At 62.2% G+C, this 26,577-nt stretch carries 20 protein-coding genes; 7 read left to right on the top strand and 13 right to left on the bottom strand.

Features of this window, described 5'->3' with window-relative positions; all coding sequences use genetic code 11:
• A partial coding sequence (locus VIM98_RS12695; protein ID WP_331993475.1) for a DoxX family membrane protein occupies positions 1 to 400 on the top strand: 400 nt, incomplete at its 5' end.
• Here VIM98_RS12695 and VIM98_RS12690 read toward each other — a convergent pair.
• Genes VIM98_RS12690 through VIM98_RS12680 form a run of 3 tightly spaced genes read right to left on the bottom strand, consistent with a single transcriptional unit; the run spans position 379 to position 6,136 of the window.
• Positions 379 to 1,851 carry an efflux transporter outer membrane subunit gene (locus VIM98_RS12690; RefSeq protein WP_331993474.1) on the bottom strand — a complete coding sequence of 491 codons (1,473 nt, stop codon included), beginning with the start codon at positions 1,849 to 1,851 and terminating at the stop codon, positions 379 to 381. The two genes, VIM98_RS12695 and VIM98_RS12690, sit on opposite strands and share 22 nt — an antisense overlap.
• The gene (locus VIM98_RS12685) at positions 1,848 to 5,018 is read right to left on the bottom strand and encodes an efflux RND transporter permease subunit (RefSeq protein WP_331993473.1); all 3,171 of its coding nucleotides are present in this window, start codon (positions 5,016 to 5,018) and stop codon (positions 1,848 to 1,850) included. Before VIM98_RS12685 ends, VIM98_RS12690 begins: the two co-directional genes overlap by 4 nt.
• Positions 5,015 to 6,136 (bottom strand): efflux RND transporter periplasmic adaptor subunit, encoded by a 1,122-nt coding sequence (locus VIM98_RS12680; RefSeq protein WP_331993472.1) that lies wholly within the window; start codon positions 6,134 to 6,136, stop codon positions 5,015 to 5,017. The genes VIM98_RS12685 and VIM98_RS12680 overlap by 4 nt, the downstream gene beginning before the upstream one ends.
• Positions 6,137 to 6,269: 133 nt before the next feature.
• Here VIM98_RS12680 and VIM98_RS12675 point away from each other — a divergent pair, with 133 nt between their 5' ends.
• Entirely contained in the window at positions 6,270 to 6,878 is a 609-nt protein-coding gene (locus VIM98_RS12675) for a TetR/AcrR family transcriptional regulator (RefSeq protein WP_331993471.1), read from the top strand.
• A 102-nt stretch (positions 6,879 to 6,980) separates the two neighbouring features.
• On the opposite strand, the gene VIM98_RS12670 is transcribed toward VIM98_RS12675, so the two are convergent.
• A complete protein-coding gene (locus VIM98_RS12670; protein ID WP_331993470.1) occupies positions 6,981 to 7,652 on the bottom strand; it encodes a phytanoyl-CoA dioxygenase family protein in 672 nt (223 codons plus the stop codon).
• 108 nt (positions 7,653 to 7,760) lie between these two features.
• On the opposite strand from VIM98_RS12670, the gene VIM98_RS12665 reads away from it, so the two are divergent.
• Positions 7,761 to 9,230, top strand: coding sequence for an NAD(P)/FAD-dependent oxidoreductase (locus tag VIM98_RS12665; RefSeq protein ID WP_331993469.1), 1,470 nt, complete (start codon positions 7,761 to 7,763; stop codon positions 9,228 to 9,230).
• Positions 9,231 to 9,578: 348 nt separating this feature from the next.
• Here VIM98_RS12665 and VIM98_RS12660 read toward each other — a convergent pair whose 3' ends face one another.
• From VIM98_RS12660 to VIM98_RS12625, 8 genes are all read right to left on the bottom strand, one after another.
• Positions 9,579 to 10,871, bottom strand: a complete 1,293-nt coding sequence (locus tag VIM98_RS12660) for an adenylosuccinate synthase (RefSeq protein WP_331993468.1) — start codon at positions 10,869 to 10,871, stop codon at positions 9,579 to 9,581.
• Between the two features lie 143 nt (positions 10,872 to 11,014).
• Entirely contained in the window at positions 11,015 to 11,881 is an 867-nt protein-coding gene (gene hflC, locus VIM98_RS12655; protein WP_331993467.1) for a protease modulator HflC, read from the bottom strand.
• Complete coding sequence (gene hflK, locus VIM98_RS12650; RefSeq protein ID WP_331993466.1) at positions 11,878 to 13,044, bottom strand: FtsH protease activity modulator HflK; 1,167 nt, start codon at positions 13,042 to 13,044, stop codon at positions 11,878 to 11,880. Before hflK ends, hflC begins: the two co-directional genes overlap by 4 nt.
• Positions 13,045 to 13,275: 231 nt before the next feature.
• On the bottom strand, positions 13,276 to 14,577 hold the full coding sequence (hflX, locus tag VIM98_RS12645; protein WP_331993477.1) for a ribosome rescue GTPase HflX: 1,302 nt from the start codon (positions 14,575 to 14,577) through the stop codon (positions 13,276 to 13,278).
• 6 nt (positions 14,578 to 14,583) lie between these two features.
• Positions 14,584 to 14,853, bottom strand: coding sequence for an RNA chaperone Hfq (hfq, locus tag VIM98_RS12640; RefSeq protein WP_331993465.1), 270 nt, complete (start codon positions 14,851 to 14,853; stop codon positions 14,584 to 14,586).
• Between the two features lie 184 nt (positions 14,854 to 15,037).
• Entirely contained in the window at positions 15,038 to 15,988 is a 951-nt protein-coding gene (miaA, locus tag VIM98_RS12635; protein ID WP_331993464.1) for a tRNA (adenosine(37)-N6)-dimethylallyltransferase MiaA, read from the bottom strand.
• Positions 15,989 to 16,011: 23 nt separating this feature from the next.
• The gene (locus VIM98_RS12630; protein WP_331993463.1) at positions 16,012 to 17,178 is read right to left on the bottom strand and encodes a threonine aldolase family protein; all 1,167 of its coding nucleotides are present in this window, start codon (positions 17,176 to 17,178) and stop codon (positions 16,012 to 16,014) included.
• Positions 17,179 to 17,270: 92 nt separating this feature from the next.
• The gene (locus VIM98_RS12625; protein WP_331993462.1) at positions 17,271 to 19,430 is read right to left on the bottom strand and encodes a S46 family peptidase; all 2,160 of its coding nucleotides are present in this window, start codon (positions 19,428 to 19,430) and stop codon (positions 17,271 to 17,273) included.
• A 175-nt stretch (positions 19,431 to 19,605) separates the two neighbouring features.
• On the opposite strand from VIM98_RS12625, the gene tdh reads away from it, so the two are divergent.
• The 3 genes from tdh to kbl all read left to right on the top strand — a co-directional run bounded on the left by tdh (position 19,606) and on the right by kbl (position 25,803).
• Positions 19,606 to 20,628, top strand: a complete 1,023-nt coding sequence (tdh, locus tag VIM98_RS12620; protein WP_331993476.1) for an L-threonine 3-dehydrogenase — start codon at positions 19,606 to 19,608, stop codon at positions 20,626 to 20,628.
• A 226-nt stretch (positions 20,629 to 20,854) separates the two neighbouring features.
• Positions 20,855 to 24,505 (top strand): DUF748 domain-containing protein, encoded by a 3,651-nt coding sequence (locus VIM98_RS12615; RefSeq protein ID WP_331993461.1) that lies wholly within the window; start codon positions 20,855 to 20,857, stop codon positions 24,503 to 24,505.
• Positions 24,506 to 24,606: 101 nt separating this feature from the next.
• Positions 24,607 to 25,803, top strand: a complete 1,197-nt coding sequence (gene kbl / locus VIM98_RS12610) for a glycine C-acetyltransferase (RefSeq protein WP_331993460.1) — start codon at positions 24,607 to 24,609, stop codon at positions 25,801 to 25,803.
• Positions 25,804 to 25,840: 37 nt separating this feature from the next.
• Here kbl and VIM98_RS12605 read toward each other — a convergent pair whose 3' ends face one another.
• Entirely contained in the window at positions 25,841 to 26,050 is a 210-nt protein-coding gene (locus VIM98_RS12605) for a hypothetical protein (RefSeq protein ID WP_331993459.1), read from the bottom strand.
• A gap of 216 nt (positions 26,051 to 26,266) precedes the next feature.
• Between VIM98_RS12605 and VIM98_RS12600 the strand changes: the two genes are divergently transcribed.
• A complete protein-coding gene (locus VIM98_RS12600) occupies positions 26,267 to 26,467 on the top strand; it encodes a hypothetical protein (RefSeq protein ID WP_331993458.1) in 201 nt (66 codons plus the stop codon).
• Positions 26,468 to 26,577 lie beyond the last annotated feature (110 nt).

Here is a 26,577-nt window from a genome sequence, read left to right as displayed (position 1 = left end):
GGAACATGCCGATACGGCTTCCCGCCTCGCCGGCAAGGACGGTATCCGCTATGCACGACGGTTGTTCGCTCTCAGCCTGCCGACTATCGGCCTGGCGCATTTCATCTATCTTCCGCAGACAGTGGAGCTGGTACCGTCCTGGCTGCCTTTTCCGGCCGGTTGGGCCTGGCTCACGGGCGCAGCCAACATCCTTGCCTGCCTGGCGATCCTTTCCGGTTACCAAGCACGCCTGGCAGCCACCCTGGAAGCCCTCATGCTGAGCATCATCACCCTGCTGGTCTGGGGACCGGCACTGGTAACCCGGGCCGACCGCATGTCCTTCACCGCCTTCTTTATCTCGGCGGCCATCGCCCTGGCAGCTTGGATCGTCGCCGGCACTTACCGCCCCGAAACAGCCTGAATCGATTCGTGCGCCTGTCCGAGGTTCCGCGGCGGCTCACCCATGGAGTGGAAGAGCGCCGCGGTATCCACCAATCGCGCCGCGGTCGCCTGGATCTCTGCCAGGCGCGCGTTCTCCCAACGCTGTTCGCTACTCAACTGCAGCACGTAGGGCACCGCGCCAAGACGGTACCGTCCCTGAGTCTGGTCGAAGGATTCATGCGCCAGGCTCGCAGCTTCATGCGCGGCGTACCAGGCCTCGGCGTCCTGTTCCAGTGCTACTAACGTATCGGCTACGTTCTGAAACGCATTGAGCACCGTTTGCCGGTATTGCGCGACACTGGCTTCGTACTCGGCCACTGCCGCCTTGCGTTGTGCGCGTAACGCACCACCATGGAAGATCGGCTGCGCCAGCGACAAGCCCGCACTCCAGATGCCTGAGCCGGCACCGAACAATGCCGAATCCTTGAACGCGGCCGAGCCGGTCGAGGCCGATAATGCGATATGCGGAAACATGTTTGCCGTGGCTATACCGACCTGCGCAGATGCGGCGCGTAACGAAGCCGCCGCGACCTGCACATCGGGACGCTGTTCCAGCAGATCCGATGGCACGCTCAAAGGGATGGCCGCGGGCCATTGCCATTGCGAGAGCGGTAGCGGGTCGGGCGCACGATCGGGCGTACGCCCCATATAAACTGCCAAAGCGTGGCGCGCCTTCAGCGCCTGTGCGCGCAGACCGGGAAGCGCCGCATCCGCGTTGGCTGCGTTCTGTCGCGCTGTCAGCGCGTCGTCGTGCGATGCCGCCCCGAGCGCATACGCCCTGTCTGCCAGATCGGCCTGAGCATGGGCCAGTTGAGCCAGCCGCGCCGCGGCATCGACTTGCTCAGCCGCCGCCGATGCGTTGATGGCGGCAATCACTATGTTTGCCGCCAAGGCGCGGCGTACGGCTTCCAGTTGATACGATTGCACATCTACTTGTGCGCGTGCCTGCTTGACTCCATAGCGCGCCGCACCGAAGACATCGAAGTTGTAATTCAGACTCAACTGGCCAGCGTAGACGTTATACAGATTGGTCGGTGGACCGAATTCCGGCAATCCCAACGCACGCTGTCGGCTCACCTGTCCCTGCGCATCGAGCGAAGGTAGCAAGTTGTCGCCGACAGTGGCGCGATACTGTTGTCGCACCGCCTCCAAGGTATGGCGTGCCGCCTCCAGCGAAGGATTGTTTTTAAGGCCCTCATCGACCCATGCGTTCAGCTTGTCCGAACCGAAGGCTCTCCACCAATCGGTGACGGGACGCTCTCCCGGTACGACCTGCTGCAAGGTACCGGGCGTACCGATGGGGGACGACGAGGCGAGGTCGGCGACGTATGCGGCAGGCATCGGCAACGCTGGCGGCGATGCCGGCGGCGCCAGCGCACAGCCTGCCAACGCCACGCTGACGGTAACGAGGAGAGGAATGGCGGGCTTCATGGAATGGCCTCCTGCGCCGGCTCGTCGTCGCGGATGCGAAACCACGCGGCGTAGAGCGCAGGCAAGTAGAACAGCGTAAGCACGGTCGCGACGGTAATGCCGCCCATCAATGCCGTAGCCATGGGACCAAAGAAATTGCTGCGCAAGAGCGGAATCAGTGCAAGAACGGCAGCCGCCGCGGTCAAGGTAATCGGCCGGAAGCGACGCACGGTCGCGCCGACGATCGCCTCCCAACGCGGATGGCCCGCGCGGATATCCTGCTCGATCTGATCTACAAGGATTACCGAGTTACGCATGATGATGCCGAACATGGCGATCGTACCCAGCATGGCCACGAAGCCGAACGGCTGGCCGAACAACAGCAACGATCCAATCACACCGATCAGCCCGAGCGGCGCGGTCAGCACCACCATGAGCGTGCGGCCGATACTTTGCAGCTGGATCATCAGCAAGCTCAACACGGCAATGATCATCAACGGCATCTGTGCGTTGATCGATCCCTGCGCCTTCTGATTCTGCTCCACCGAGCCGCCGACCTCGATGCGATAGCCCACGGGCAAATGCTGGCGCAGCGTATCGAGCTGCTTGTCGATCGCATCGGTCACATCCAACCCCTGCGCACCGCCGCGCGTGTCGGCCTGCACATTGATCGACGGCTGCCGATCGCGTTCCCAGATCACGCCGTATTCCAGCCCATAGCGCACACTCCCCAATTGCGCCAACGGGATAGCCGTGCCGCCGGGTGTGGGTAATGCGAGCTGCTCGATACGGTCCGGATGCACACGCTCGTCTTTCGGAGCCCGCAAATCGATGGCGATCAGCTTGTCGCGTTCGCGGTACTGGCTCACCGTTACGCCGGAAAGCGACATGGCCAGGAAGTTGGAGATGTCCTGCGAGCTCACGCCCAACTGGCGTGCCCGAGCCTGATCGATCTCGAAGCGGACCGAGCGCTGCCCCGGCTCGTCCCAGTCGAATTGCACATGTTCCGTGCGTGGATCCTTGCGCATGACAGCTGCGACCTGTTCGGCGATACCGCGAACCTTGGCGATATCGTCGCCGTTGACGCGGAACTGCACCGGGAAACCCACCGGCGGCCCGTTCTCCAATCGACTGACGCGCGTGCGCACAGCGGCAAAATCATGCTGCAGCAGTGCATCGAGATTCTTCGCCAGTTGCTCTCGCTGCTTGACGTCCTTGGCGGTGATAACGAACTGAGCAAAGTTCGGCTGCCCCAACTGCTGGTCCAAAGGCAAGTAGAATCGCGGTGCTCCGCTCCCTACGAAGCTGACGTAGCTGTCGACCTCCGGGCGGCCGGCCAGTGCCTGCTCGAAACGTTTGACCTGACGCAACGTCGCCTCGAACGACGCACCTTCCGGCAAGCGCAGATCGACAAGCAACTCGGCTCGATCGGAACTCGGGAAGAACTGCTTGGGCACCAGGCCAAAGCCGGCCAGCGAGACGACGAACAAAGCTACCGTCAGTGCAAGCACAACGTAGCGATGCCGCAAGCAGACATCGAGCCAGCTACGGAAGCGTCGATAGAACGCCGTATCGTAGATCTCGATATCGCCTTCGTGATGCACAATGGCGGCATGCGCGGCCTTGCGCCGGTCGTTCCACCGCTGCGGCAACCATCGTGCCCACCACTCCTCGCCTGGCTTCGGTCGCGCATGATGTTCGGGCAGCAAGTGATAGCCCAATAGCGGTATGACGATCACCGCCGCAAGCCAGGATACCAATAACGCAATAGCCGAAACTTCGAAGATCGATCGGGTGTATTCGCCGGTACCCGATTTGGCCAGTGCGATCGGCAGGAAACCGGACACCGTGACCAGGGTACCGGTAAGCATGGGAAACGCCGTGCTGGTGTACGCGAAAGCAGCCGCGCGCACACGGCTCCACCCCTGCTCCAGCTTTACCGACATCATCTCTACCGCGATGATTGCATCGTCTACCAGCAGGCCCAGCGCAAGGATAAGCGTTCCCAATGAGACCTTATGCAAGCCGATGTCGAAGATATCCATGCATAACGCGGTAGCCGCCAGCACGAAAGGAATGGAGATCACCACCACCATGCCCGTGCGGAATCCCAGGCTCAGCAAGCTCACAAGCAATACGATCCCCACCGCTTCGGCAACCGATTCAAGGAAATCGTCGACCGAATGCGATACCGCATACGGCATGCTGGTCACCGGGGCGAGCATCAGTCCGGCAGGAAGTCGCTGCTGCAGGCCAGCGACGGCTTTGTCCAGCGCCTTGCCGAGCTGGATCACGTCATTGCCCGCTTGCATCGTTACGCCGATACCGAGCACCGGCTTGGACATGAAACGCACTTGCTGACTGGGCGGGTCGTCATAACCACGACGGATGGTGGCGATATCGCCCAGGCGAAAACTGCGGCCGCCGATGCGCAAGAGCGTGTCGGCCAGTGCATCGGCACGTTCGAACTGTCCGCTGGGGCGTACGAAGACACGGTCATCCGCGCTGGTAATCACCCCCGTAGCGGCGACGGCGTTCTGCTGTCCGATGGCCGCGGCAATCTGCTGCGGCGTGATACCCAGCTTGGACAACTGCGTATTGGCGATCTCGACATAGATGTGCTGGTTCTGGTCGCCGAAGTAGTCGACCTTGCCCACACCGGGCACGCGCAATAGTTCGGCGCGCAACTGGTCGGCATAGTCGTGCAGTTGCGCCGGGCTGAAGCCGTCGCCCTCGAGGGCATAGATGTTCGTGTAGACATCGCCGAACTCGTCGTTGAAGAACGGCCCCTGCACGCCCGGCGGCAACTGGGCTGCAATATCGCCGACCTTCTTGCGAACCTGATACCAGGTCTCCGGCACCACGGAAGCCGGTGCCGAATCCTTGATGTTGAAGAAGATCAACGACTCGCCGGGACGCGAATAACTGCGCAGAAAATCGATCGATGCGGTCTCTTGCAGCTTGCGCGAAATGCGATCGGTTACCTGCTCCTGCATTTGCTTGGCATCGGCCCCAGGCCAGAAGGTCTGGATCACCATGACTTTGAAGGTAAACGGCGGGTCCTCCGATTGCGATAAGCGGCTATAAGAAAGCATGCCGAACAGTGCGACCATGACCATCGCAAAGAACACCAGCGAGCGATGGCGCAAGGTCCAGGCCGATAGATTGAAACGCCCTTCTTCGCTCACGGGGCGTCCTCCGGATGCGGTGGCGCGATCGGCGTGACCTTTTCGCCGGCACTCACCGTGTGGACGCCTTGCATCACCACCTGCTCGCCCGGATGCAGCCCCCGATCCACCAGTACGTCGCGTTCGCCGTAGCGCGCCACATGCACCGGGCGAAGTTCCAGGGTGGCATCGGCTGGCTTCAAAACCCACACCGCCGGCTGCTCGTCACGATGAAACAGCGCAGTCGCGGGCAGTCTTATCCCCGAGGCAGTGGCTGCCGACAAAGACACCTGTGCTGTCATGCCTAATGGCAACTCGGCGGCGGCGTTGTCGAGTGCAAGCTTCACCCGATAGGTCCGTGTTTGCGGATCGGCGGCAGGCGATATGTCGCGAACGCGCCCGGCGAAGCTGCGCCCGGGCCAGGCCGACACGGTGACCTCGGCTTCTTGTCCGGCACGCAGGTCGGCCACGGTGCCTTCAGGGACATCGAAAAACACGTCGCGCTCGCCCGACCAGGCGAAACCGAATACCGCCTGCCCTGCCGCCACAACTTGACCGACTTCAGCTTGTTCGCTGGTGATACGGCCGTCGCGATCGGCTACCAGCGCGGTATAGCGCGACTGGTTCTGCGCCAAGGCCACCTGCTGTCGCGCCTGATCGCGCGCGGCCAACGCAGCGGCATAAGCGTCGTGCGTCTGTTCCCATTGCAGTTGACTGATGAGATTGGCTTTGGCTTGGGCATCGTCACGGTCACGTTGCTGTGTTGCGAATTCGAACCGATGCTCTGCCGCCGCCAATGTCGCCTGTGCCGATGCCAAGTTCCGGCCTGCATCGGCATCGTCCAGGCGAGCCAGCACCTGGCCTTTCTTGACGGCATCGCCCAACCGCGCCGTCCGCTCGATCAATTGCCCGGGAATACGGAACGACAGCGGCATTTCGTAGCGTGCGTGCACTTCGCCGGGAAAGCGCCTCTTAGCGACCCCGTCGGCTGCCTGTGCCGGCATGGCAATGACTGGCCGGGGCGCACTTACTTCCGGTGCCGGCCTGCTGCAGGCGGCCAGCATGGCCAGAGCTGGCAGAACCGCCAGGGGCCTGAGCGCGCATAGGCGGCCCAACGACTGGGATATCCGCTCGTTCACTTGCCTCTCCTGCAAAAAAGGGGCGCCTTCAAGGAGGCGTCATGGATACGACTATGCACACTAATACAGATATGTATCTGAATTCAATATGGCATCCGGATGCAAGTAACGACCGCCGTGATAGCATGGCTTCATGCCACGTAAGCGACTTACCCGAGAAGAAAGCCGTGACCAGACCCGCGAGCGCCTGCTCGAGTCGGGGGCGACGATCATTGCCAAGAAAGGCCTGACTGGCAGCAGCGTGGAAGACATCGCTGCCCATGCCGGCTATACACGCGGCGCGTTCTATTCCAACTTCGGCAGCAAAACCGACCTGTTCATCGAGTTGCTCAAGCGCGATCACCACGATATCCAGCAAGGCTTGCAGGCCATCCTCGACGCCGGCCTGCCGAAGAAAGACATGCAGGCCCAACTGTCGGCGTTCTACTTGCAGGCTTATTGCGGCGACACCAGCTTCGCTTTGTGGGCCGAAGCACGCCTGTGCGCCCTCCGCGACCCCAAATTCCGCACCCGCCTCAATGCTCTGCTGCTGGAAAAGCGCGACACCATCGGCTACTTCATCGAGCAGTTCTGCAAAGTGATGGAAAAGACCTTGCCGGTGCCGGGCCAGGACCTCGCCTTCGGCACCATGGCGCTGATCGACGGTGTACGCTTCTTCAATGCGTGCATGCCCAAAGAGCTGCCGGAAGAAAACGCCCAGGCCATGCTGGCAGCGATTTTCTCGGCGACGTTTTTCGACTGATACCGTGCAGGGCCACCGCGAGCACTCCCATCACGGTTAAAAACTGCCTCTGCCCTCTTCGTTATCGCTACGAACACGGGACGAATGGATGAATATCGGCAACTAGTCCGCCCAGCATAATCCGGCCGGCAACGGCGGCCCGAATAGGAAATGCAGTACCCGGCGCACGCCACCGGTCGACTTGCCGGAGGTGTGTACGATCAAAGGACGCATCGCCAAGGCGCCACCGCGCGGAACCACACAACGCACCGTTCCTTGAGATGCCCATCGCGACACGTCGCCGCTCGGCAATCGCCCCAATCGGTGCGTTCCCGCTACGACTTCCAGCGGCCCGGTGGCCTCAGAATCATGATCGAGCTGCAAACGCACGGCGACCAGTTGCTCCAGCACCGCCACAGGCGGTTGTACAAACAACACGCCTTCCTTGACCGACCACCCGGACCAACCCGGTACATCCAGGCGTTTGCGCACCGGAATACTCAGATCCTGATGCGGCGTTACGGACCAGTTGGTCGTGACATCCTTGATGAATAAAGTGCATTGCACGGCCTTTGCTCTCTCGGCGAGCAAAGGCCGCACCGAAGGATGAGAGCCGATCGCCGCGGCAGCGTGCGCGACGGGCTCGAGTCCGAGCAATCGACGGCTACCGGGACGACGCGCATCGAGTAGTCCAAGCCGCTCGCATAATCGATCGCATAAAGTGCTGGATATCAACGGCGCCAGAATGCAAAAGCCCTGCGCGTGGAAATCGTCTGTGTCGATGCTGCCTGCCATCGGAACGAACCGCAAGGTGATGGATAGGCCAAAGAGTCTATCCGCAATTAGCGCCGGCGCCCCGGAACCGCGCTACCCTGCATTGGGACTCAGGCGGGGGGTTGGCGCATGGTCGAGGCGGCAACGGACGACGGGCAGTACGATATCCTGATCCTCGGTGCCGGCTTGTCCGGCATCGGCATGGCTTGCCACCTCGCGCGCGACTGCCCAGGCAAGCGGGTGGGTCTGTTGGAACGACGCCAGGCACTCGGTGGCACCTGGGATCTGTTTCGCTACCCTGGGGTACGGTCGGACTCGGACATGCTCACGTTCGGCTATGCCTTCCGCCCCTGGAACGAGCTGAAAGTATTAGCCGACGGGCCTTCGATCCGCCGCTATATCGAAGAAACGGCGCGCGAATACGGTATCGATCGTGCGGTCCGCTATGGCGTCGATGCTATCCACGCCACGTGGTCGAGCGAACGCCGAAACTGGACCGTGACAGTGCGGAGCGTGGCTACGGGCTTGCTGTCGACGCTGGAGTGCCGCTTCCTTATAGCCTGCACCGGCTATTACCGCTACGACGACGGCTACCTGCCCGACTATCCGGGGCTATCGGCGTTTCAGGGGTGTGTCGTCCATCCACAGCACTGGCCTGAAGACCTGGACTACCGTGGTAAACGCGTCGTCGTCATCGGTAGCGGGGCGACGGCCGTCACTATCGTGCCTGCGATGGCCATCGATGCTGCGCATGTGATCATGTTGCAGCGCTCGCCGACCTACATTTTTTCCATTCCTTCGCGCGACAAGATTTCAGCTGTGCTGAAATACATTCTGCCAGCCGCCTGGGTCTATCGCCTGGCACGTAAGCGCAATATCGCCCTGCAGCGTTTCATCTATAAAGCCGCGCAACGCTGGCCACAGCAAGTCGGCGCCTTGCTGCGCAAGGCAGCTGGCCGGCAATTGGCAGGACAGGCAAACCTGGACGATTTCACGCCACGCTATGCACCATGGGAGCAGCGTCCTTGCGCCGTACCCGATGGCGATCTGTTCAAGGCCATTCGCGAGGGCAAGGTCTCTGTCCTCACCGACACCATCGACACGTTCACCGCGCACGGTATCCGCCTGCAATCGGGGCGGCAGCTAGACGCCGACATCGTGGTGTCGGCAACAGGCTTTCAATTGCAATCGCTCGGCGGCATGACGCTGGATGTCGACGGCGTACCGCGCGTGGCCAGCGAGTTAATGACCTACAAGAGCGTGCTGTTGCAGGACACACCGAACATGGCGGTTATTTTTGGTTATGCCAACGCTTCGTGGACGCTCAAGGTCGATATCGCCGCCACTTACGTTTGCCGCTTGCTCAATCATATGAACAGCCAAGGTATCGCGGTGAGCACACCGCGCGCTCCGCCGGGCCTGCGACTCGAAGAAACCATCCTCGACCAGCTCAGCTCAGGCTATGTACGCCGCGGTGGCCGTGCCATGCCGCGTCAGGGTCGCGCCGGTGTTTGGCGCGTCACGCATAACTATGAAACGGACCGGGCGATGTTGCTACGCGAATCGATCGACGACGACGCCTTGCTCTTCGAACGATAACCTCGCGCATCGCATGCCGTTAAACCCGGTGCCCGCGCAGCGACATCAGGCCAGCATGGACCCGAGCACGAACGCGCAAACGAATGAGCAGACGGCAAACAGGCTCGGCAGGAAGATGTTTTCGAATTTCATGGCGTGACTCCTTTGCAGCGGTGGATGAGCGCTTTCATCCCCTATATGGCAAACCTTGTGCCAACCGCGCCGATGCCTGTTAAACCGCATGGCAGAGCCATTTCTTTGAATGTGTTTCACGCCTGTGCCGTTGTCCGCGGACAATGTACGCGTCCGGCGGACAGTCGGGCTTGCGTTCCGATCCCCTCCCCTGCAAGCAAGGGAGGGGAATCAGGCTTACGCAAAGGGATCGTCGAGCACGATCGTGTCTTCGCGATCCGCGCCGGTGGCCACCAAGGCCAGACGGCAGCCGGACAGTTCCTCCACGGCACGCAGATAGGCACGCGCGGCCGGCGGCAGCTTGTTCCAGTCGCGAATGCCCGCGGTCGATTCTTCCCAGCCTGGGAATTCGAGGTACACCGGCTTGCACTCGGCCCAACCGTCGGCGTCCAGCGGCGCCAGCTCGCGGCGCTTGCCGCGGTATTCGTACGCGATACAGACCTTGATGCTCGCCAAGCCGTCGAGCACGTCGAGCTTGGTGATGGCCAGACCGTTGATACCGTTGATCTGCACGGCGCGCTTGAGCGCCACCAGGTCGATCCAGCCGCAGCGGCGCGGACGACCGGTGCTGGCACCGAACTCGTTGCCCACGCGGCGCAGCCGCTCGCCCATCTCGTCGTCGAGTTCGGTCGGGAAAGGACCGCCACCCACCCGCGTGGCGTAGGCCTTGCAGATACCGAGTACGTAGTCGATATCGCCAGCGCCGACGCCAGTACCGGCCAACGCGCCGCCAACCGTGGTGTTGGACGAGGTGACGTAGGGATAGGTACCGTGATCGATATCCAGCAGTGCGCCCTGCGCGCCTTCGAACAGGATGTTGCCGCCATCGCGGCGCACGTCATGCAGGATGGTGGCGACATCGTCGACCATCGGCTTGAGGAACTCGCCCCAGCTCAGGGCTTCGTCCAGCACCTGCTGATAATCGATCGCATCGGCCTTGAGCCACTGGGTGAGCACAAAGTTGTGGTATTCGACCACGGCCTTGAGTTGATCGGGCAGTTCGTGCGGATACATCAGGTCGGCCACGCGAACGCCGCGGCGAGCGACCTTGTCTTCGTACGCCGGGCCGATGCCGCGGCCGGTCGTGCCGATCGCCTTGCCGCCGGCGGCCAGTTCGCGCGCCTTATCGACGGCGATGTGGTACGGCATGATCAGCGGCGTAGCCGGGCTGATTTTCAGGCGCGGACGCACGTTCACGCCCTGCGCTTCGAGCTCTTCGATTTCCTGCTTGAGCGCGGTCGGCGACAGCACCACGCCATTGCCGATCAGGCACAACGCATCGTCGCGCAGAATGCCCGAGGGAATCAGGTGCAAGACGGTCTTCTTGCCCTTGATCACCAGCGTATGGCCGGCATTGTGGCCGCCCTGGAAACGCGCTACCGCGCCGACGCGCTCGGTCAGCAGATCGACGATCTTGCCTTTGCCTTCGTCGCCCCACTGGGCACCAAGGATAACGACTGACTTACCCATGATTGTCTCGCTCGATTGACAGGGGTGTTCTTAGGACCCCTAAGGATAGTGAAAACGTTTTTTGCGAAAAGTGACGCCCGGTTCCATCCGGCCACACGCAGGCAGGGCCGCTCCGCGACCCTGCCCCGCACAGGACGGCGCGCTCAGTGTTTAGCAGCGCCGTCGTTGAAGTAACGCAGGAATTCCGAGTCCGGCTTGAGCACCAGCACGCCCTTGCCATCCTTGAAGGAGTCACGGTAAGCCGAAAGGCTACGGTAGAAAGCAAAGAATTCCGGATCCTGGCCGTAAGCCTGGGCGTAGATCGCCGCGGCCTGCGCGTCGCCCTCGCCGCGGACCTTGGCCGCATCGCGCTCGGCGTCGGCCTTGATCACCTGGACCTGGCGTTCGGCGTCCGCTTGAATGGTGGTGTAAGCCTGCTGGCCGGTGGATCGCAGTTCGTTGGCCAATTGCAGACGTTCGGCGCGCATGCGCTTATAGACCGACTCGCTCACTTCATCCGGCAGCTCGATGCGCTTGATGCGCACATCGACCACGTCGATGCCCAGGTTCTTCTCGGCAATCGCATCGGTATCCGTACGCACACGCTCGGTAATGTCCTTGCGGCCGGCGGTAATCAGTTCCTGCAAGGTGCGGCCGTTGAACTCCTGGCGCAGCGCGTTCTTGACCAGCGGCGTGAGACGGTTGGCCGCCTGCAGATCCGACCCGGTGGTTGCGCGGTAATACGCCGCGCTGTCGGCAATGCGCCACTTCACATAGAAATCGACGTTGACGCTTTTCTTTTCGGAAGTGAAATAGCGCTCCGGCTGCGCATCCAGCGACATGATGCGGCTGTCGAACAACAAGCGCTGCTGGATCAGCGGCAGCTTGAAGTGCAGGCCCGTCTCATTGTCGGTACGTACGATGCGCCCGAATTGCAGAACCAGGGCGGTCTGCCCTTCCTTGACTACATACATGCTGTTGAAGCCCAGCATGACGAGGAGCACGACCAGGATGGCGGTCAGAAATTTCATGGCTGCTTCTCCTTGCCGCTCATGTCGCCAGGCTGCTGCATCACCGCACCTACACCGGGCATGTCCTTGCTGCTCATACGCTCGAGCGGCAGGTAGATCATGTTGCGGCCGCCGCTGCCATCGAGCACCTTGGGGTTGTTCGACATGACGTTCTCAACCGTTTCGAGCCACAGGCGCTTGCGCGTGACCTCGGGTGCAGCCTTGTATTCCTTCAGGATCAGATCGAAGCGCGCCGCGTCACCGGTGGCACGGGCCACACGCTCGGCGTTGTAACCTTGCGCCTGCGCCAGGATACGCGACGCATCGCCGCGCGCTTCCGGCACGATCTTGCTGGCCACGGCACGCGCCTGGTTCTCGGTCGCCTGTTTGTCTTCGCGCGCGGCGTTGACATCGTCGAAGGCGTCCTTGACCTCCTGCGGCGGAGCTACATTCTGGAAGCTCACCTCGGTCACCGTCATGCCGGAATGGTAGTTATCGAGTGTGGCTTGCAGGATGTCGCGCGTCTGTTGCTGCAAGGTCTCGCGTGTCTCGTGCGCCCCAACGGCGGCAGCACCTGCGCTATTGGCGGCTGCCGCTGCGCTTGTCGCGGCAGCCGGGTCGATGCTCGCCACCGCAGCCTGGTCGTTCTGGCTGGTAAGGACGTTGTCCATCACATTCGCACCGACCACCGTGCGCACGGCCGCTTCAGCCGCCTGCTGCAAGGTGTCCTCGGGCTGGCCGCTGAGCGAGAACAGGTACTGGCGTGCGTCGGAGACTTGATACTGCACGTTGAAGTCGACCGAAATGATGTTCTCGTCGGAGGTCAGCATGCGCACCTTGTCCGAGACCGAGCGGATCTCGGTGATACCCACCTTGGTCACGCTTTCGATCGGACGCGGCAGCTTGAAATGAAAGCCCGGACCCAACGTACGGTTGTACTGACCGAAGCGCAGCACGACACCGGCCTGTCGCGCATCGACAACCACATAGCTGCTGAGCAGCAACCAGGCCAGCAACAAGGCCAGGACAATGGTAAAGACACCGCCCGCACCGCCGCCGAGCTTGCCGAAACGGTCGCGCAGCTGCCGCAGGAGATCGTCCAGTCCCGATTTGTTGCCCGGGCGGTTGTTGTTCTTATTCCAGGGGTCGCGTTGCCCGTTGTTTCCAGGTTCGTTCCAGGCCATGGTCAGTCTCCTTGAGGCCGCAGGGAGGCCGGCAACAGTGGCCGGAAAACTCGTTGTACGGGCTGTGGCATTGGGGCACGGGGGCGTTGCCGCAAAACAACGCACAGTCTAACAGATGGACGTGGCAGAGGCGCTGCGAACTTGCGTCCCGCCGCAGCTCCCTTGACCCGGTTTGGCTGAGCGAGGGTGGAAGCGGGCGACTATCGGGCGTTCAAGGCTGAGCGAAGGAGATCACTCCTGCGCTGCACCGCCGAGCAGATCCCGCAACAATGCGGCATCCGACCCGCCGCTGAGCGGCGCGATGACGCTGCGCGGCGCATCGATGCTGAGCTGCCAGCCCTCCTCGTCGAAAGCTTCGTCGACGATCGCACCGGCCGCCTTCAGGCGTGCATGCAGGCGGCCCGCGGACAACGGCAGGCGAAGTTGCGAGCGCACGCGATCGCCGCCCAGCAGCTCGCCGAGAGCCTGGCGGAGCAGATCCAGACCCAGGCCTTGTGCGGCCGACAACCAGACCTGCGTCGGCCGGCCCTCGTCGTCACGATCGATCCGCGGCGCCACACCGGCCAGGTCGATCTTGTTCATGACCCGCAGCTGCGGCAAGTCACCGGCCTCGATCTCATCGAGGACGTGGTTCACTACATCGCGCAACCGGTCGCGCTCCTCGTCCGCCGCATCGCAGACATGCAGCAACAGATCGGCATCGCGCGCCTCGGCCAGGGTGCCGCGGAAAGCCGCCACCAGATCGTGCGGCAAGTCGCGCACGAAACCCACCGTATCGGCCAACACCGCCGGGCCACAGGACAGGCCGTCCAGTTTGCGTACGGTCGGATCGAGCGTCGCGAACAACTGGTCGGCCGCATAGACCTCGCCTTGGGTCAATGCATTGAAAAGCGTGGACTTTCCAGCATTGGTATAGCCCACCAGGGCGACTCGCGGCACGGTATTGCGCAGACGTGCACGACGCTGCTGGCCGCGCTGGGTCTGCACCTTTTCCAAACGTTTGGTCAACATTTTCACCCGCTCGGCGAGCAGGCGACGGTCGGTTTCCAGCTGCGTTTCGCCTGGGCCTCGATTGCCGATGGCACCGCCGCGCTGGCTGTCCAGATGGGTCCAGCCGCGCACCAGGCGGGTCGCCAGGTGCTTGAGCTGGGCCAGTTCCACTTCCAGCTTGCCTTCGTGCGAGCGCGCACGCTGGGCGAAGATGTCCAGGATCAGCCCGGCACGGTCGACCACCCGGATATTGAGCAGCTTCTCGAGATTGCGCTCCTGGACGGGGCTCAGCAGGTGATCGACCAGGACCAGATCGGCGCCCAGCGCCCGCACGGCCTCGGCGACCTCTTCGGCCTTGCCGGTGCCTATGTAGTAACGCGGATTGGGGGTATCGATACGGGCAGGAATGCTGCCCAGGATTTCCGCGCCGGCCGACTTCGCCAGCTCGGCGAATTCATCGGCCCGACGTACCGAATCGCCCTCGCCGCGCGAATGCGGGAGGACGAGCACGGCACGTTCGCCTTTCTTTTGACGATCAAACAGAGTGAATCAACCTTCCGCCTCGGCGGATCCGACGGGTGCGTCGCCATGGCCATCGTGACCGTTGCCGACGCGGACATTACGACTGGGCACCACGGTGGAGATGGCGTGCTTATAGACCATCTGGCTCACCTGGTTGCGCAGCAATACCACGAACTGGTCGAACGACTCGATCGTTCCCTGCAACTTGATACCGTTGACGAGGTAGATGGCGACCGGGATGCGTTCGCGACGCAAAGCGTTAAGAAATGGATCTTGCAAAGACTGCCCTTTGGACATTGTTGTTCTCCCCTCGCTTTCGAATAGGCCGGAGAAAAGGCGCGTGCAGAGCGCCCCGACCCAAGGCGAAGGAATATTAACCGCTTTTAAATTGATCTTGAAAGAGAAATCCGTAGCGTACGGAAAACCCAAGGGCTATCCGTGCGCCTGGCCCGCCTGGCCCCAGCCGAGCCGACCATTGTTGTCATATTGAGCCGGCGAGGAACAATTGCAAGGCATCCTCTGCCCGACTGCGCAAATCGTCCCGGTCCGGGTCGAGCGCACGGGCATCCAGCTCGCTACGCAGCCAGGTGATTTGCCGCTTGGCCAGTTGACGGGTGGCGAAAATGCCGTGGTCGCGAAATGTTGCAAAGTCCGTCCGCCCATCGAGGTGCTCCCAGGCCTGCCGATAACCGACCGCCCGAATCGCCGGCAGATCGGCATGCAGATCGCCACGTGCCCGCAGAGTTCGCACCTCGCGCAGCAAACCGGCCGCGACGATGGCATCGAAGCGTTCTGCGATACGTGCATGCAAGCGGCTACGATCGTCCGGCAGCAGTGCCAGCTTCAGCACCCGCCAAGGAAAAAACTCTCCGCTGCCGCCCTGTTGCTGCTCCGACAACCGGCGCCCGGTCAGCTCGATGACCTCGAGCGCGCGCTGCAAGCGCTGGGCATCGTTCGGACCGATACGCGCGGCTGCCGTCGGGTCCAATGCTGCAAGACGCCGGTGCAGCGCCGGCCAACCCTGCACCTGCGCTTCGGCAGTGAGCCGCTCGCGTACTGCCGGGTCGGCTTCGGGCAAGGCCGATAGCCCGCGCTGCAGAGCGCGAAAGTACAGTCCCGTGCCGCCGACCAGTAGCGGCACCCGGCCGCGCGCCGTAATCGCCTGCATCGCCAGAGTCGCATCGGCGCGGAAATCCGCCGCCGAATACGGCGACGCCGGATCGCGGATATCGATCAACGCGTGGGGATAGCGGGCCAGCGTAGCGGCATCCGGCTTGGCCGAACCGATGTCGAGCCCGCGATATACCAAGGCCGAATCCACGCTCACCAGATCCACCGGAAAGCGCTCGCTCAATTGGCAGGCGAGCGCGGTTTTTCCGGAAGCGGTGGGGCCCATCAGGAAGATGGCAAGCGGACGGCGATCTAGCGACATCCGCGTATTGTAATGCGTTACGGCTAGCCCCCGGCGAATGCTGCAACCAGTTCGTCGGTGCTCTGGCGCAGCAAGCTCTCGTTGAACGTAAGCTCCAGGCTGTCACCCAGCACTTTCTGGATGTGGATGTCAGCGCGCTTGAGGCGCTCCTCCAGGCCAGCAAGCCGCTTGGCCGAAATATCCACGAACGCGATGTTGCTGCCGTGCTCGACACGGCGAACCTTGAAGCCGGAAGTCTTGTTCAACCGATCGAGCAAGCGATCGCCAGCAGTGCGCACAGCGGCAAAACGCTCGGTGAAACCGTCCAGCGCATCGAGCGCGGGCAAGGCGGCCTGCCAGCCGTGCAACAAAGTGCCGCCGAAGATGTGCCGCATCTGGCGCGCCTTGTCCATCAAAGCCTTCGGCCCGGAGAGCACGCCGCCATACGGCGCGTTGAGATACTTGTAGAGCGACACATAAACTGTATCGAAGGGTGCGCAGTAACGCTTCGGATCGAAACCCGGCATGCCGCTCATGAGCAGCAACCGCGCGCCATCCAGATGCATACCGATGCCTTTGGCTCGTGCGATCGTGGCAATATCGGCGATCAGTTCAGGCGGCACTGTCGCGCCATCCGCGCGGCGCACCGGGCTCTCCAAGGCAATCGCTCCGACCTTGATCGGATAAGGGCCGATTTCCGCACGATCGATCGCCGCTTTCATCTCTTCCAGCGTCGGCGCGGCCTTGCCGGTAGCCAACGGTACGAGATTGATGCCGCTCAGGATCGGCACCGAGTCGGCCTCGTCACGATACAGATGGCTTTCTTCCTGCACCAAGGCATGACGCGCGTCGCCGCAAAGCAGGCGCACCGCAATGTGGTTGGCCAGGGTGCCGGTCGGCAGCATCACCGTATCCTCCTTGCCCAACAGTGCGGAGAACTTCGCCTCCAGCTCGGTCACAGCGCCGCCCTTGAGATAGAAGTCGTTCGCTTGGTCATGCTTCTGCAAAAGCGACTGCAACAGATCGGCATAGGCCTGCGGCTTCAGCAGGATGCTGTCGCCGGCAAGCACCACCGTCCGATCGGGCATGGCCGGTGGGGCAGCCGACGCATCTTTGGCCAGCAAGCCGGTCGATGAGCCAGCGTAGGCGGTCAGAGCGAGCGCTCCGACAGGCAAGGCGGAGCCGAGGAACTGGCGACGGGTGAAGGTCATGAACGTTCCTACGCGGGCAATGGGAGTGTTGCGATGCTAGCCCGGCGGCGACGATGACTCCTGGTCCGGAAGTCATTGCCGTCGCCATCGAGCTAATGCACAGGCACGCCGAGCTCTTCCAGCAGCTTCGGTGCCGGATAGACCTTGTCCATCAACCAACGCATGTAGCGCATGTCGACGTGGATGGCGCGCTTGTAGCGAGGGTCGTACATCCAGCTGGCACTGACCGCTTCCCAGTTGCTGTCGAAATTCAGGCCGACCAGTTCTCCGCGTGCATTGAGCACGGGCGAGCCGGAGTTGCCGCCGGTGGTATCCAGGTTGCTGAGGAAGTTCACCGGCATGGCATGACTGTCCGGATCGGCATAAGCGCCAAAGTCGCCTTTGGCGATCGCGTCCAGCAGCGGACGCGGCGCATCGAACGGAGACTTGCCGGTGTTCTTCTCGACAATGCCAGCTACCGTAGTCATCGGCGCATAAGCGACCGCGTCGCGCACCGCCAAGGGGGTGACCTTGCCGTAACTCACGCGCAGCGTGCCGTTGGCATCGGGGTAGATCGCACGCCCTTGCGTCTGCCGATAGGCGATCCACGCCTTCATATAGGCGGGCCGCAACCGCAGCAAATCGCCCTCGCGCGCCTTGCGCTCGTCGTCCATGCGCAACATGGCTGGCTGCAACTGGCGTGCAGCATCCAGCAAGGCATCGTCGCTGCGATGCAGCGTTTCCGGAGCCGCGGCAAAGAGACGCAGGCGCTCGGCTTCATCGCCAAGCCGCGTATGTGCATAAAGGCGGTCGAGCGCTTGCATCAGTTCGTCCGACGTGCGCCCAAAGACCCGATCGAACTCGGGCAAATGCTGTGCGGCCGGCAACCGTTGGTAACGCAGCAGCAGGGTGGACAGCAAGGCTTTCTCCACCGCCGGATCGTAGCGACGGCTGACCTGACGCAGCTGGCTGGCGATCAGTTCCTCATCGCGTCGCTGATAGCCGCTTTCGCGTTCAGCATCGGGCTTGGGCCGCTCCAATGCCAACCTTTCGATATTCAGCGCGCCGCGCAGCAGTTGCGTCTGCGTCGCGATCAGGCCAAGCAGCAGATCGCGCTCGCGCACCTGCTTGCCGGCCTCGATCACCGCCGCCGCTTCATCGATCCGGCGGCGCTCTCCGGCCCCCTGAGGTTGCTGCGCAAGCCACGCGAGCATGGCGGCTTCGTCAGCATGACGCGTAGCGACAGCGTGGCTGCGTTCCAGTCCATCCAGTTCGCCGCTGAAGCGCTTGATGTTGTTCTTCAGCGATTGCAATTGCGCGGCATATCGGATCGCTGCCTGCGGGTCGCTCGCTCCCATGCTCTCGACCACGGTCTGTAATTGCTTGAGCACAGCAACCGTCGTCGGCAGGCGCCAACGCACTTGATCGTCGAACTCCGCCGCACTGCGGTGACGATAGGTGATACCCGGATAACCGGCCAACATGACGTAGTCGCCGTGCTTGACGCCCTCGGTCGCGAGCTTCAAATGCGCCGGCGGGCGATAGGGTCTGTTCTCCTTGGCGTAGTCGGCCGGCTTGCCATCGGGCCCCACGTAGGCACGCAGCACAGTGAAATCGCCGCTATGGCGCGGCCAGACAAAATTATCCACCTCGTCACCGTAATTGCCGATCGCACGCGGCGGCGCATAAACCAAGCGCAGATCACGCAACTCCAATTGCTTGACCAGGTAAAAATCGCTGCCGTAGAACATATTCACGACACTGCAGCGTAACCCCGCCTCGCGTTCGCACTCGGCCACAAGCGCCTTGCCGGCGCTGTCGATGGCGTCGTAGTAGGCGCGGCCGGTCTTGCCCTGTGCCGCCGCCAGGATACGATCGGTCACGTTGTCGAAACCGGTAGTGACCCGCAAGCGGAAGTCGGGGCTGGCAGGCAGTTCCAGGCCTCGATCGAGGGCGACGTAGCCATCCTCGATCAGGTCGCGCTGCGGCGTGCTGTTGTACTGGATAACACCAAAAGCCACGTGATGGTTGGTCAATACCAGCCCGTCTTCGCTCACGAAAGCGCCTGTCGCGCCCCCCACCTTTACCACCGCGCTCAGCGGCGGCCGGGTCAGATCGGCCAGATCGGACGGATCGCCACCGAACCCGGCGGCTCGCAGAGGCCCGGCGATCTTAGGCAACTGCGAAGGTAGCCACATCCCTTCGTCTGCGTCGGCTACGCCAGCCCAGCCCATGGCCATCACAGCCGGGAGCAGCAATCGCTTCAAATCCATCGTGTTTCCTTACCGAATCCAGGGACGTAGAAACCTGCGACCATAAGCGCTCGGGCCGGGGGCGGCAACGCTGCACTGCACGAAGACCGCCTAGGAATGCCCCGATTCCTTATAATTGTGGAATTCCGCCCGTCCCCACGGGCCAGCTTGGGATTGAAAGCACATGCAGCAGACGATGAAAGCCCTGGTCAAGCGCAAGCCCGAGCAGGGTATCTGGTTGGAAGAAGTGCCGGTGCCGGAGGTCGGCCCGAACGAAGTACTGATCAAGATGGAAAAAACCGCCATCTGCGGCACAGACCTGCACATCTACAAGTGGGACGAATGGTCCCAGCGCACCATCAAGCCGGGCCTGACCATCGGCCACGAATTCGTCGGGCGCATTGCCGAGATCGGCCCTGGCGTCACGGGCTACAAGGTCGGTGACCGCGTTTCGGCCGAAGGCCACATCGTCTGCGGGCACTGCCGCAACTGCCGCGCCGGTCGCCAGCACCTGTGCCCGAACACGGTCGGCATCGGTGTTAACCGCAACGGCGCCTTCGCCGAATACATGACCATGCCGGCATCGAATCTGTGGCCGATCCCGGATCAGATTCCGTCCGAACTGGCTGCCTTCTTCGACCCCTACGGTAACGCTGCCCACTGCGCGCTCGAGTTCGACCTGATCGGCGAAGATGTGCTGATTACGGGCGCCGGCCCGATCGGTATCATCGCCGCCGGTATTGCCAAGCACGTGGGCGCACGCAATGTGGTAGTCACCGACGTCAACGACTATCGCCTCAAGCTGGCTGCCGACATGGGAGCCACCCGCGTGGTCAACGTGTCCAAGCAGTCGCTCAAGGACACGGTCAAGGATTTGCACATCGAAGGCTTCGACGTCGGCCTGGAAATGAGCGGCAATCCGCGCGCCTTCAACGATATGCTCGAATGCATGTACCACGGCGGCAAGATCGCCATGCTCGGCATCATGCCCAAGGGCGCAGGTATCGACTGGGACAAGGTGATCTTCAAGGGCCTCACCCTGCAAGGCATCTATGGCCGTCGCATGTACGAAACCTGGTACAAGATGACCCAGATGGTGCTGACGGGATTCCCGCTGCAGAAGGTGCTGACGCACCAGATCGCCATCGACGATTTCCAGCGAGGGTTCGACCTGATGGATGCCGGCAACTGCGGAAAAGTCGTTTGCTCCTGGAATTGAACGGCAACACGTGAGTTGCAAAGAAGGCCGCGGGTTCGCGGCCTTTTTTATGTGCCGCAGAGCCCCCGTCATCCCAACCTTCTCTCCTGGCTTTGCCGGGGGAGAGGGTTGGGATGACGGGGGCTCTTGGCTACACTCCAACCTCGAGCAGGCCGGCTGTTCCAAGGAAGCGTGCGGCAGCAGCGCCGCATACCCATTCGGTCCGCGACAGAGGAGCATCGACGCCATGAGCGACCCCACTCGCCCGAGCCCTTCCCGCCTGACCATCGGCCGTGAACGCGCCGCCAAGCTGTATCGCTCTCACCGCCTGCGCAAGACGCTGTCGATCCTCGCGATCGTCATCGTGCTGTTCGGCCTCTTCGGCTTCCTTGCTGCCCCGTCGATCATCAAGAGCCAGTTGCAAAGCCGCGCCAGCAGCGCACTGGGCAGACCGGTTACGGTGGGCGCGGTGCACCTGAACCCGTACACGCTACGCATGCAGCTGGACAAGCTACATATCGGCGAGCCGGGCGACAAGGCTCCCTTCGTCGACGTCGACAGTGTCGTTGTCGACGCGTCCTGGGCCGCTGTATTCAAGCGCGCCCCGGTGCTGGACGAGGTAACGCTGCAGCATCCGCAACTCAGTCTGGTGCGCACGGCACCGCAGACCTTCAACTTCAGCGACATCGTCGAACGCTTCGCCGCCCAGCCGGGCGAGCCGCCATCGCCGCCGACACGCTTCGCGATCGCCAATATCAGCGTTCATAACGGCGATATCCGGCTCGATGACCGCGTGCTCGACGCTCAACATCGCTTCGACCAATTGGAACTGGGCATCCCCTTCATCGCTAACACGCCCAGCCGCGTGGATGTCTTCGTGCAACCGCTGCTGGCCTTGCGCGCAGATGGCAGCCCACTGCGCATCGATGGGCAGACCAAGCCGTTCGCGAACAGCCGCGAATCCGTGATGAACTTCAAATTGGACAAGCTGGATCTGCCACGCTACCTGAGCTACGCGCCGTCGAAACTGCCGGTTGCGATTCCCGACGGCAAGCTGTCCGGCCAGTTGCAGTTGCACTTCATTACCGCCAATGACACGCCGCAGCTCCGCCTGGACGGCATGCTCTCCTTGGAGGATTTCAAGCTCGCCAATCACGATGGCACTCCGCTGCTCGACCTGGGACAGGCCACCGCGACGCTCGACGATGTCGAACCGTTGCTTTCGCGCTATCGCCTGGCCGCACTGAACCTGGAACGCGCCAAGTTGCGCTACGCCAAGCTGCCTGGCGGACACAGCAATTTCGATGCCTTGATGGCGCCCTCGCCGCCCAGCAACTCGCCCTCGCCGCCTACCCAGGTACACATCGCCACGCTCAATGTGCAAAGCTCGCGCCTGGACTACGACGACACCAGCGGCAAGACACCGGCACATCTGATACTGGACAACCTGCACGGCAGCCTGCGCCATGTGTCGACCGTTGCCGGACCGCCGGCCAGTGTGGACATCGCCACTCAACTGGCCGGCGGCAGTGCTGCGCTGAATGGGCAACTGGACATCGCCGCGAGCCGCTACTCCGGCAAGCTGAGCCTCAAGGGTGTCGCCTTGGCCGACTTGCTGCCGCTGGCACCGCCGATGCTCAACGGACAGATCAGTGCCGGCACGATCGATGCCGACGGGCAGATGCTGGCCACCTGGAGCCCTTCGCTCAATGTGCATCTCGAGCCGGCGCAAGCGAGTCTCAATGGATTCGCACTTGCCGCCAAGAACGGACGCAGTACGCCTGTCGCATGGCAAAACATGCATGCCGATATCGCGAACTTCGATCTGGCCGGCGGCCAGGCGCATCTGAACAGCCTGACGGTAAGCGGCCTGAAAGTCGATGTAAGGCGCCTGCACAATGGCCGTATCGATCTGACCGACCTCATGATGCCGAGCAAGCCGGCACCGCATGGACAAACGGCAACCGCGCCGTTCCGCTGGAGCGTGGCGCATCTCGGCCTGGATGACGGCACCGTGACCTTCCGCGATGACACCGCGACCGGTAAGCGCGCGCAGGTCGTGTTGAAGGCCAGCAAGTTCGGCATCGACGGACTTTCGGACAATATGCATCGGCCGCTCAAGCTCGACTTGAGCGGCAGCGTCGGCAAGGGAACCTTTGCCGCAACCGGCACCGTCAAGCCCGAGCCGCTCGATGCCGATCTGCGCATCAAGAGCGCCCGACTGGATATCGCACCATTCGAATCGCTGATCAGCGTGCCGCTGAATGTGCATATCGTCAGCGCGCAACTCGGCATGAACGGCCGGGTGCGTTACAGCGACCGAGGCAAGCAACCGGCGCGCATCGCCTACCAGGGACAAGCCACGCTGGGCCGCGTGCGTGTACTGGATAAGGCGACCAACGACGAGTTCCTGCGCTGGACCCATCTCACCGCGTCGAACATGCATATACGCATGGGCGAAGGCGCGCCGAATGTGGATATCGGTGGCCTGTCGCTCGACGACTTCTACGCACGCGTCATCATCAACGCCAATGGCCGGCTGAACCTGCAGGATGTCGTTGCCAGCCCCGAAGAAGTGGCGCCTGTATCGGTGACCCGCGCACAGGACGGCAATACGCCGGCCAATCCGCCTTCACCGCCGCCGGCGCCGGCGGCCAGTACGGCGCAAGTCGCACCGGCCAGCGCATCCTCGGCCCCAACCGGCCCGCCGCCGGAGATCCGTATCGGCGGCATCGCCGTCACACGCGGCCAGTTGAACTATACCGACAACTTCATCAAGCCAAACTACACCGCCAACATCACCCAACTGGAAGGTAAGGTCGGTACGATCGGCACCGCCGCAACGGGCGCTCCGGCCGAACTCAATCTCAACGGCCAGCTCGACGACAACGCACCTGTCGAAATCGCCGGTTCGATCAACCCACTGGCACCCGTGGCTTTCCTGGATATCAAGGCCAAGGCCGATGGTGTGGAGTTGACCCATCTATCGCCCTACTCGGGCAAATACGCCGGCTATCCGATCACCAAGGGCCGACTCAATGTCGACGTGCACTACCTGCTCGACCAGGGCAAGCTGACGGCGGACAATCATATTTTCATCGATCAGTTGACCTTCGGCGATCGCATCGAAGGACCCGGCGTCAGCCATTTGCCCGTCAAGCTGACAGTGGCGCTATTGAAGGATTCGCAAGGCCGCATCGACGTACACGTGCCGGTATCGGGCTCGCTTAACGACCCGCACTTCAGCGTCGGCAGCTTGGTCTGGCGCGCCATCGTCAACCTGATCGCCAAGGCGGCCACCGCACCATTCAAACTGCTGGCCTCCGCTTTCGGCGGAGGCGGCAGTGGAGGCCAGGACCTCGGCTATGTCGAGTTCGCTCCAGGCTCGAGCAAGCTGACAGCCGACAGCACTGCGCGCCTCGAAAAGATCGTCAAGGTTCTCACTGACAAATCGTCGCTCAACCTCGATATCGTCGGCCGTATCGACCCGGCCTACGACGAAAAAGGCTTGCGCCATGAGATGGTCGAGGACCTGATCCGCCATGAGGCTGGCAACGACGAGGACACCGATACTCCGTCCCAGGCAGCAATGACCCAGGAGCAACGCGATCGCTACCTGGAAAAGGCCTATAAGCACGCCAAGTTCAAGAAGGAGCGCAACATCGTCGGCCTGACCAAATCGCAGCCCCCCGAGGAGATGCAGCGACTGCTGGAGGAAAACATGCCGGTCGACCAGGATGCATTACGCCACCTTGCCGAACGGCGCGCTGACGCGGTACGGCAATGGTTGCGCGGCAAGGTGCCCGACAACCGCGTATTTATTTCCGCACCCAAGCTGGATGCCAAGGGTATCGACGACGGCGGTAAAACCACCCGAGTGGACTTCGGCCTGCACTGATCGGAGGCGCGGGAGGCGACCAATCGGCCGCTCCCGCAAATTGTCCGCAGCTCACCCCTCGTCCATAATCAGGGTTTCCACAGCCGCGCAGTCCTATCCCCATGAGCTACCCAGGCCAAACCCGTTACAGCGCAGAACTCGAATCCATCCGCGAACAGGGCTTGTTCAAGGCCGAGCGCATCATCGTATCGCCGCAGTCGGCGCAGATCGAACTCGAAGGCGGCCGCAAGGTGCTTAATTTCTGTGCCAACAACTATCTGGGCCTGGCCGATCATCCGGACGTCATCCAGGCAGCGAAGGATGCGCTGGACACTCACGGCTTCGGCATGGCTTCCGTGCGCTTCATCTGCGGCACGCAAGACCTGCACAAGCAGCTGGAAAAGAAGATCGCAGATTTCTTCGGCACCGAAGACACCATTCTTTATGCCGCCTGCTTCGATGCCAATGGCGGCTTGTTCGAACCGCTGCTGGGCGAAGAAGACGCCATCGTTTCCGATGCCCTGAACCACGCTTCGATCATCGACGGTATTCGCCTCTGCAAGGCCAAGCGTTTCCGCTACGCCAACTGCGACATGGCCGATCTTGAGCAGCAACTGAAGGCAGCGGATGCAGCCGGTGCGCGCACCAAGCTCATCACCTCCGACGGCGCGTTCTCGATGGACGGCTTTATTGCGCCGCTGGACAAGATCACCGCCCTGGCCAAGCAATACAACGCCCTGGTGCATATCGACGAATGCCATTGCACCGGCTTTCTTGGCGACACCGGCCGCGGCTCGGCCGAGGTGAATGGCGTCATGGACAAGATCGACATTTTCACCGGCACGCTGGGTAAAGCGCTCGGTGGCGCGCTCGGCGGATTTACCACAGGCCGAGCGGAAGTCATCGAGATGCTGCGCCAGCGTTCACGCCCCTATCTGTTCTCCAACTCGCTTCCCCCGCACGTCGTCGCCGCCGCCATTAAGGTGTTCGACATGCTCGCCGCGGCGGGCGATCTGCGCGATCGCGTCAAGGAGAACACGCGTTATTTCCGCGAGCAGATGACCCGTGTCGGCTTCGACATCAAGCCCGGCGTGCATCCGATCGTGCCGGTCATGGTTTATGACGCAAAGAAAGCACAAGCCATGGCCGCGGAGCTGCTCGACGAAGGTATCTATGTCACCGGATTCTTCTACCCCGTCGTACCGCAAGGCCAGGCGCGTATCCGTACGCAAATGAGCGCGGCGCATACGCGCGAGCACCTCGATCATGCCATCGCCGCATTTACCAAGGTCGGCAAGAAGCTGGGCATTCTTGCTTAAATATCGACGGCTCCCTTGCATAACGCATGGGAGCCGTTCAAGGCAGATAGTTCAATGCTCGGCGATGCGTCCAGGTTTCACTCTCGATCTCCTTCACCGCGGCAACATCATCTGCCAATGCTGCGGGTTGACCGGCCAGGAGCTCAGGAACACTGCGGTGAAAGCGGTCGTAACTCGCCCAGTCCGGCCTTGCTATCTGCAGAACATACGTCGGTTGCGCACCGCCGACTACCAACCGATACCACACGTTGTGCGCCGGGCATCGGAAGTGCCTTCCAGAACGCGCAAGGCGGCACGTAAGGCGGCTTCAAAGCACGGCTCCGTTCCTGGCCTCATACGGTAAATAAGCACTTGCATGCTTGCGCTCGGCTGGCGCGACTCCAACGGCGTGCGAAAGCCGACATCGCGCAGCAACCGGTATGTTTCCTGGGCCACCGGTGCCGCATAAGGCGCCACGTGCTGCTTGAAGTCCTTTCCGTCGCCTTCAGTGTCGCCAGGGCGGTCGAACGCGGCAGGTTCGCGGCTACTCGACTTCTCGCTACTCAACTTCTCGCTACTCAACGAAAGCTTCATCACCTATGACGAGAGCGATTTCTTCGCCACCTGGTCCAGGCGGGTACTGGCTATCGATCTGCCGCAACTCTCTGCGACCGCGCATTTCTAGGAACTCGAGGAAGTGCTCGCCTGGGTCGCAGCGGGCCGGGGTTTATCGATTGTCCTGGCAGTCCGCTTGTTGGAATCGCAGACACCGCAGAACTACAGCGTAGTGCGCAA

The organism is Dyella sp., assembly GCF_036568765.1.
Taxonomy (GTDB): domain Bacteria; phylum Pseudomonadota; class Gammaproteobacteria; order Xanthomonadales; family Rhodanobacteraceae; genus GSA-30.
The sequence above is the reverse complement of the archived record's forward strand: the minus strand, read 5'-3'. Positions and strand labels throughout refer to the sequence as shown.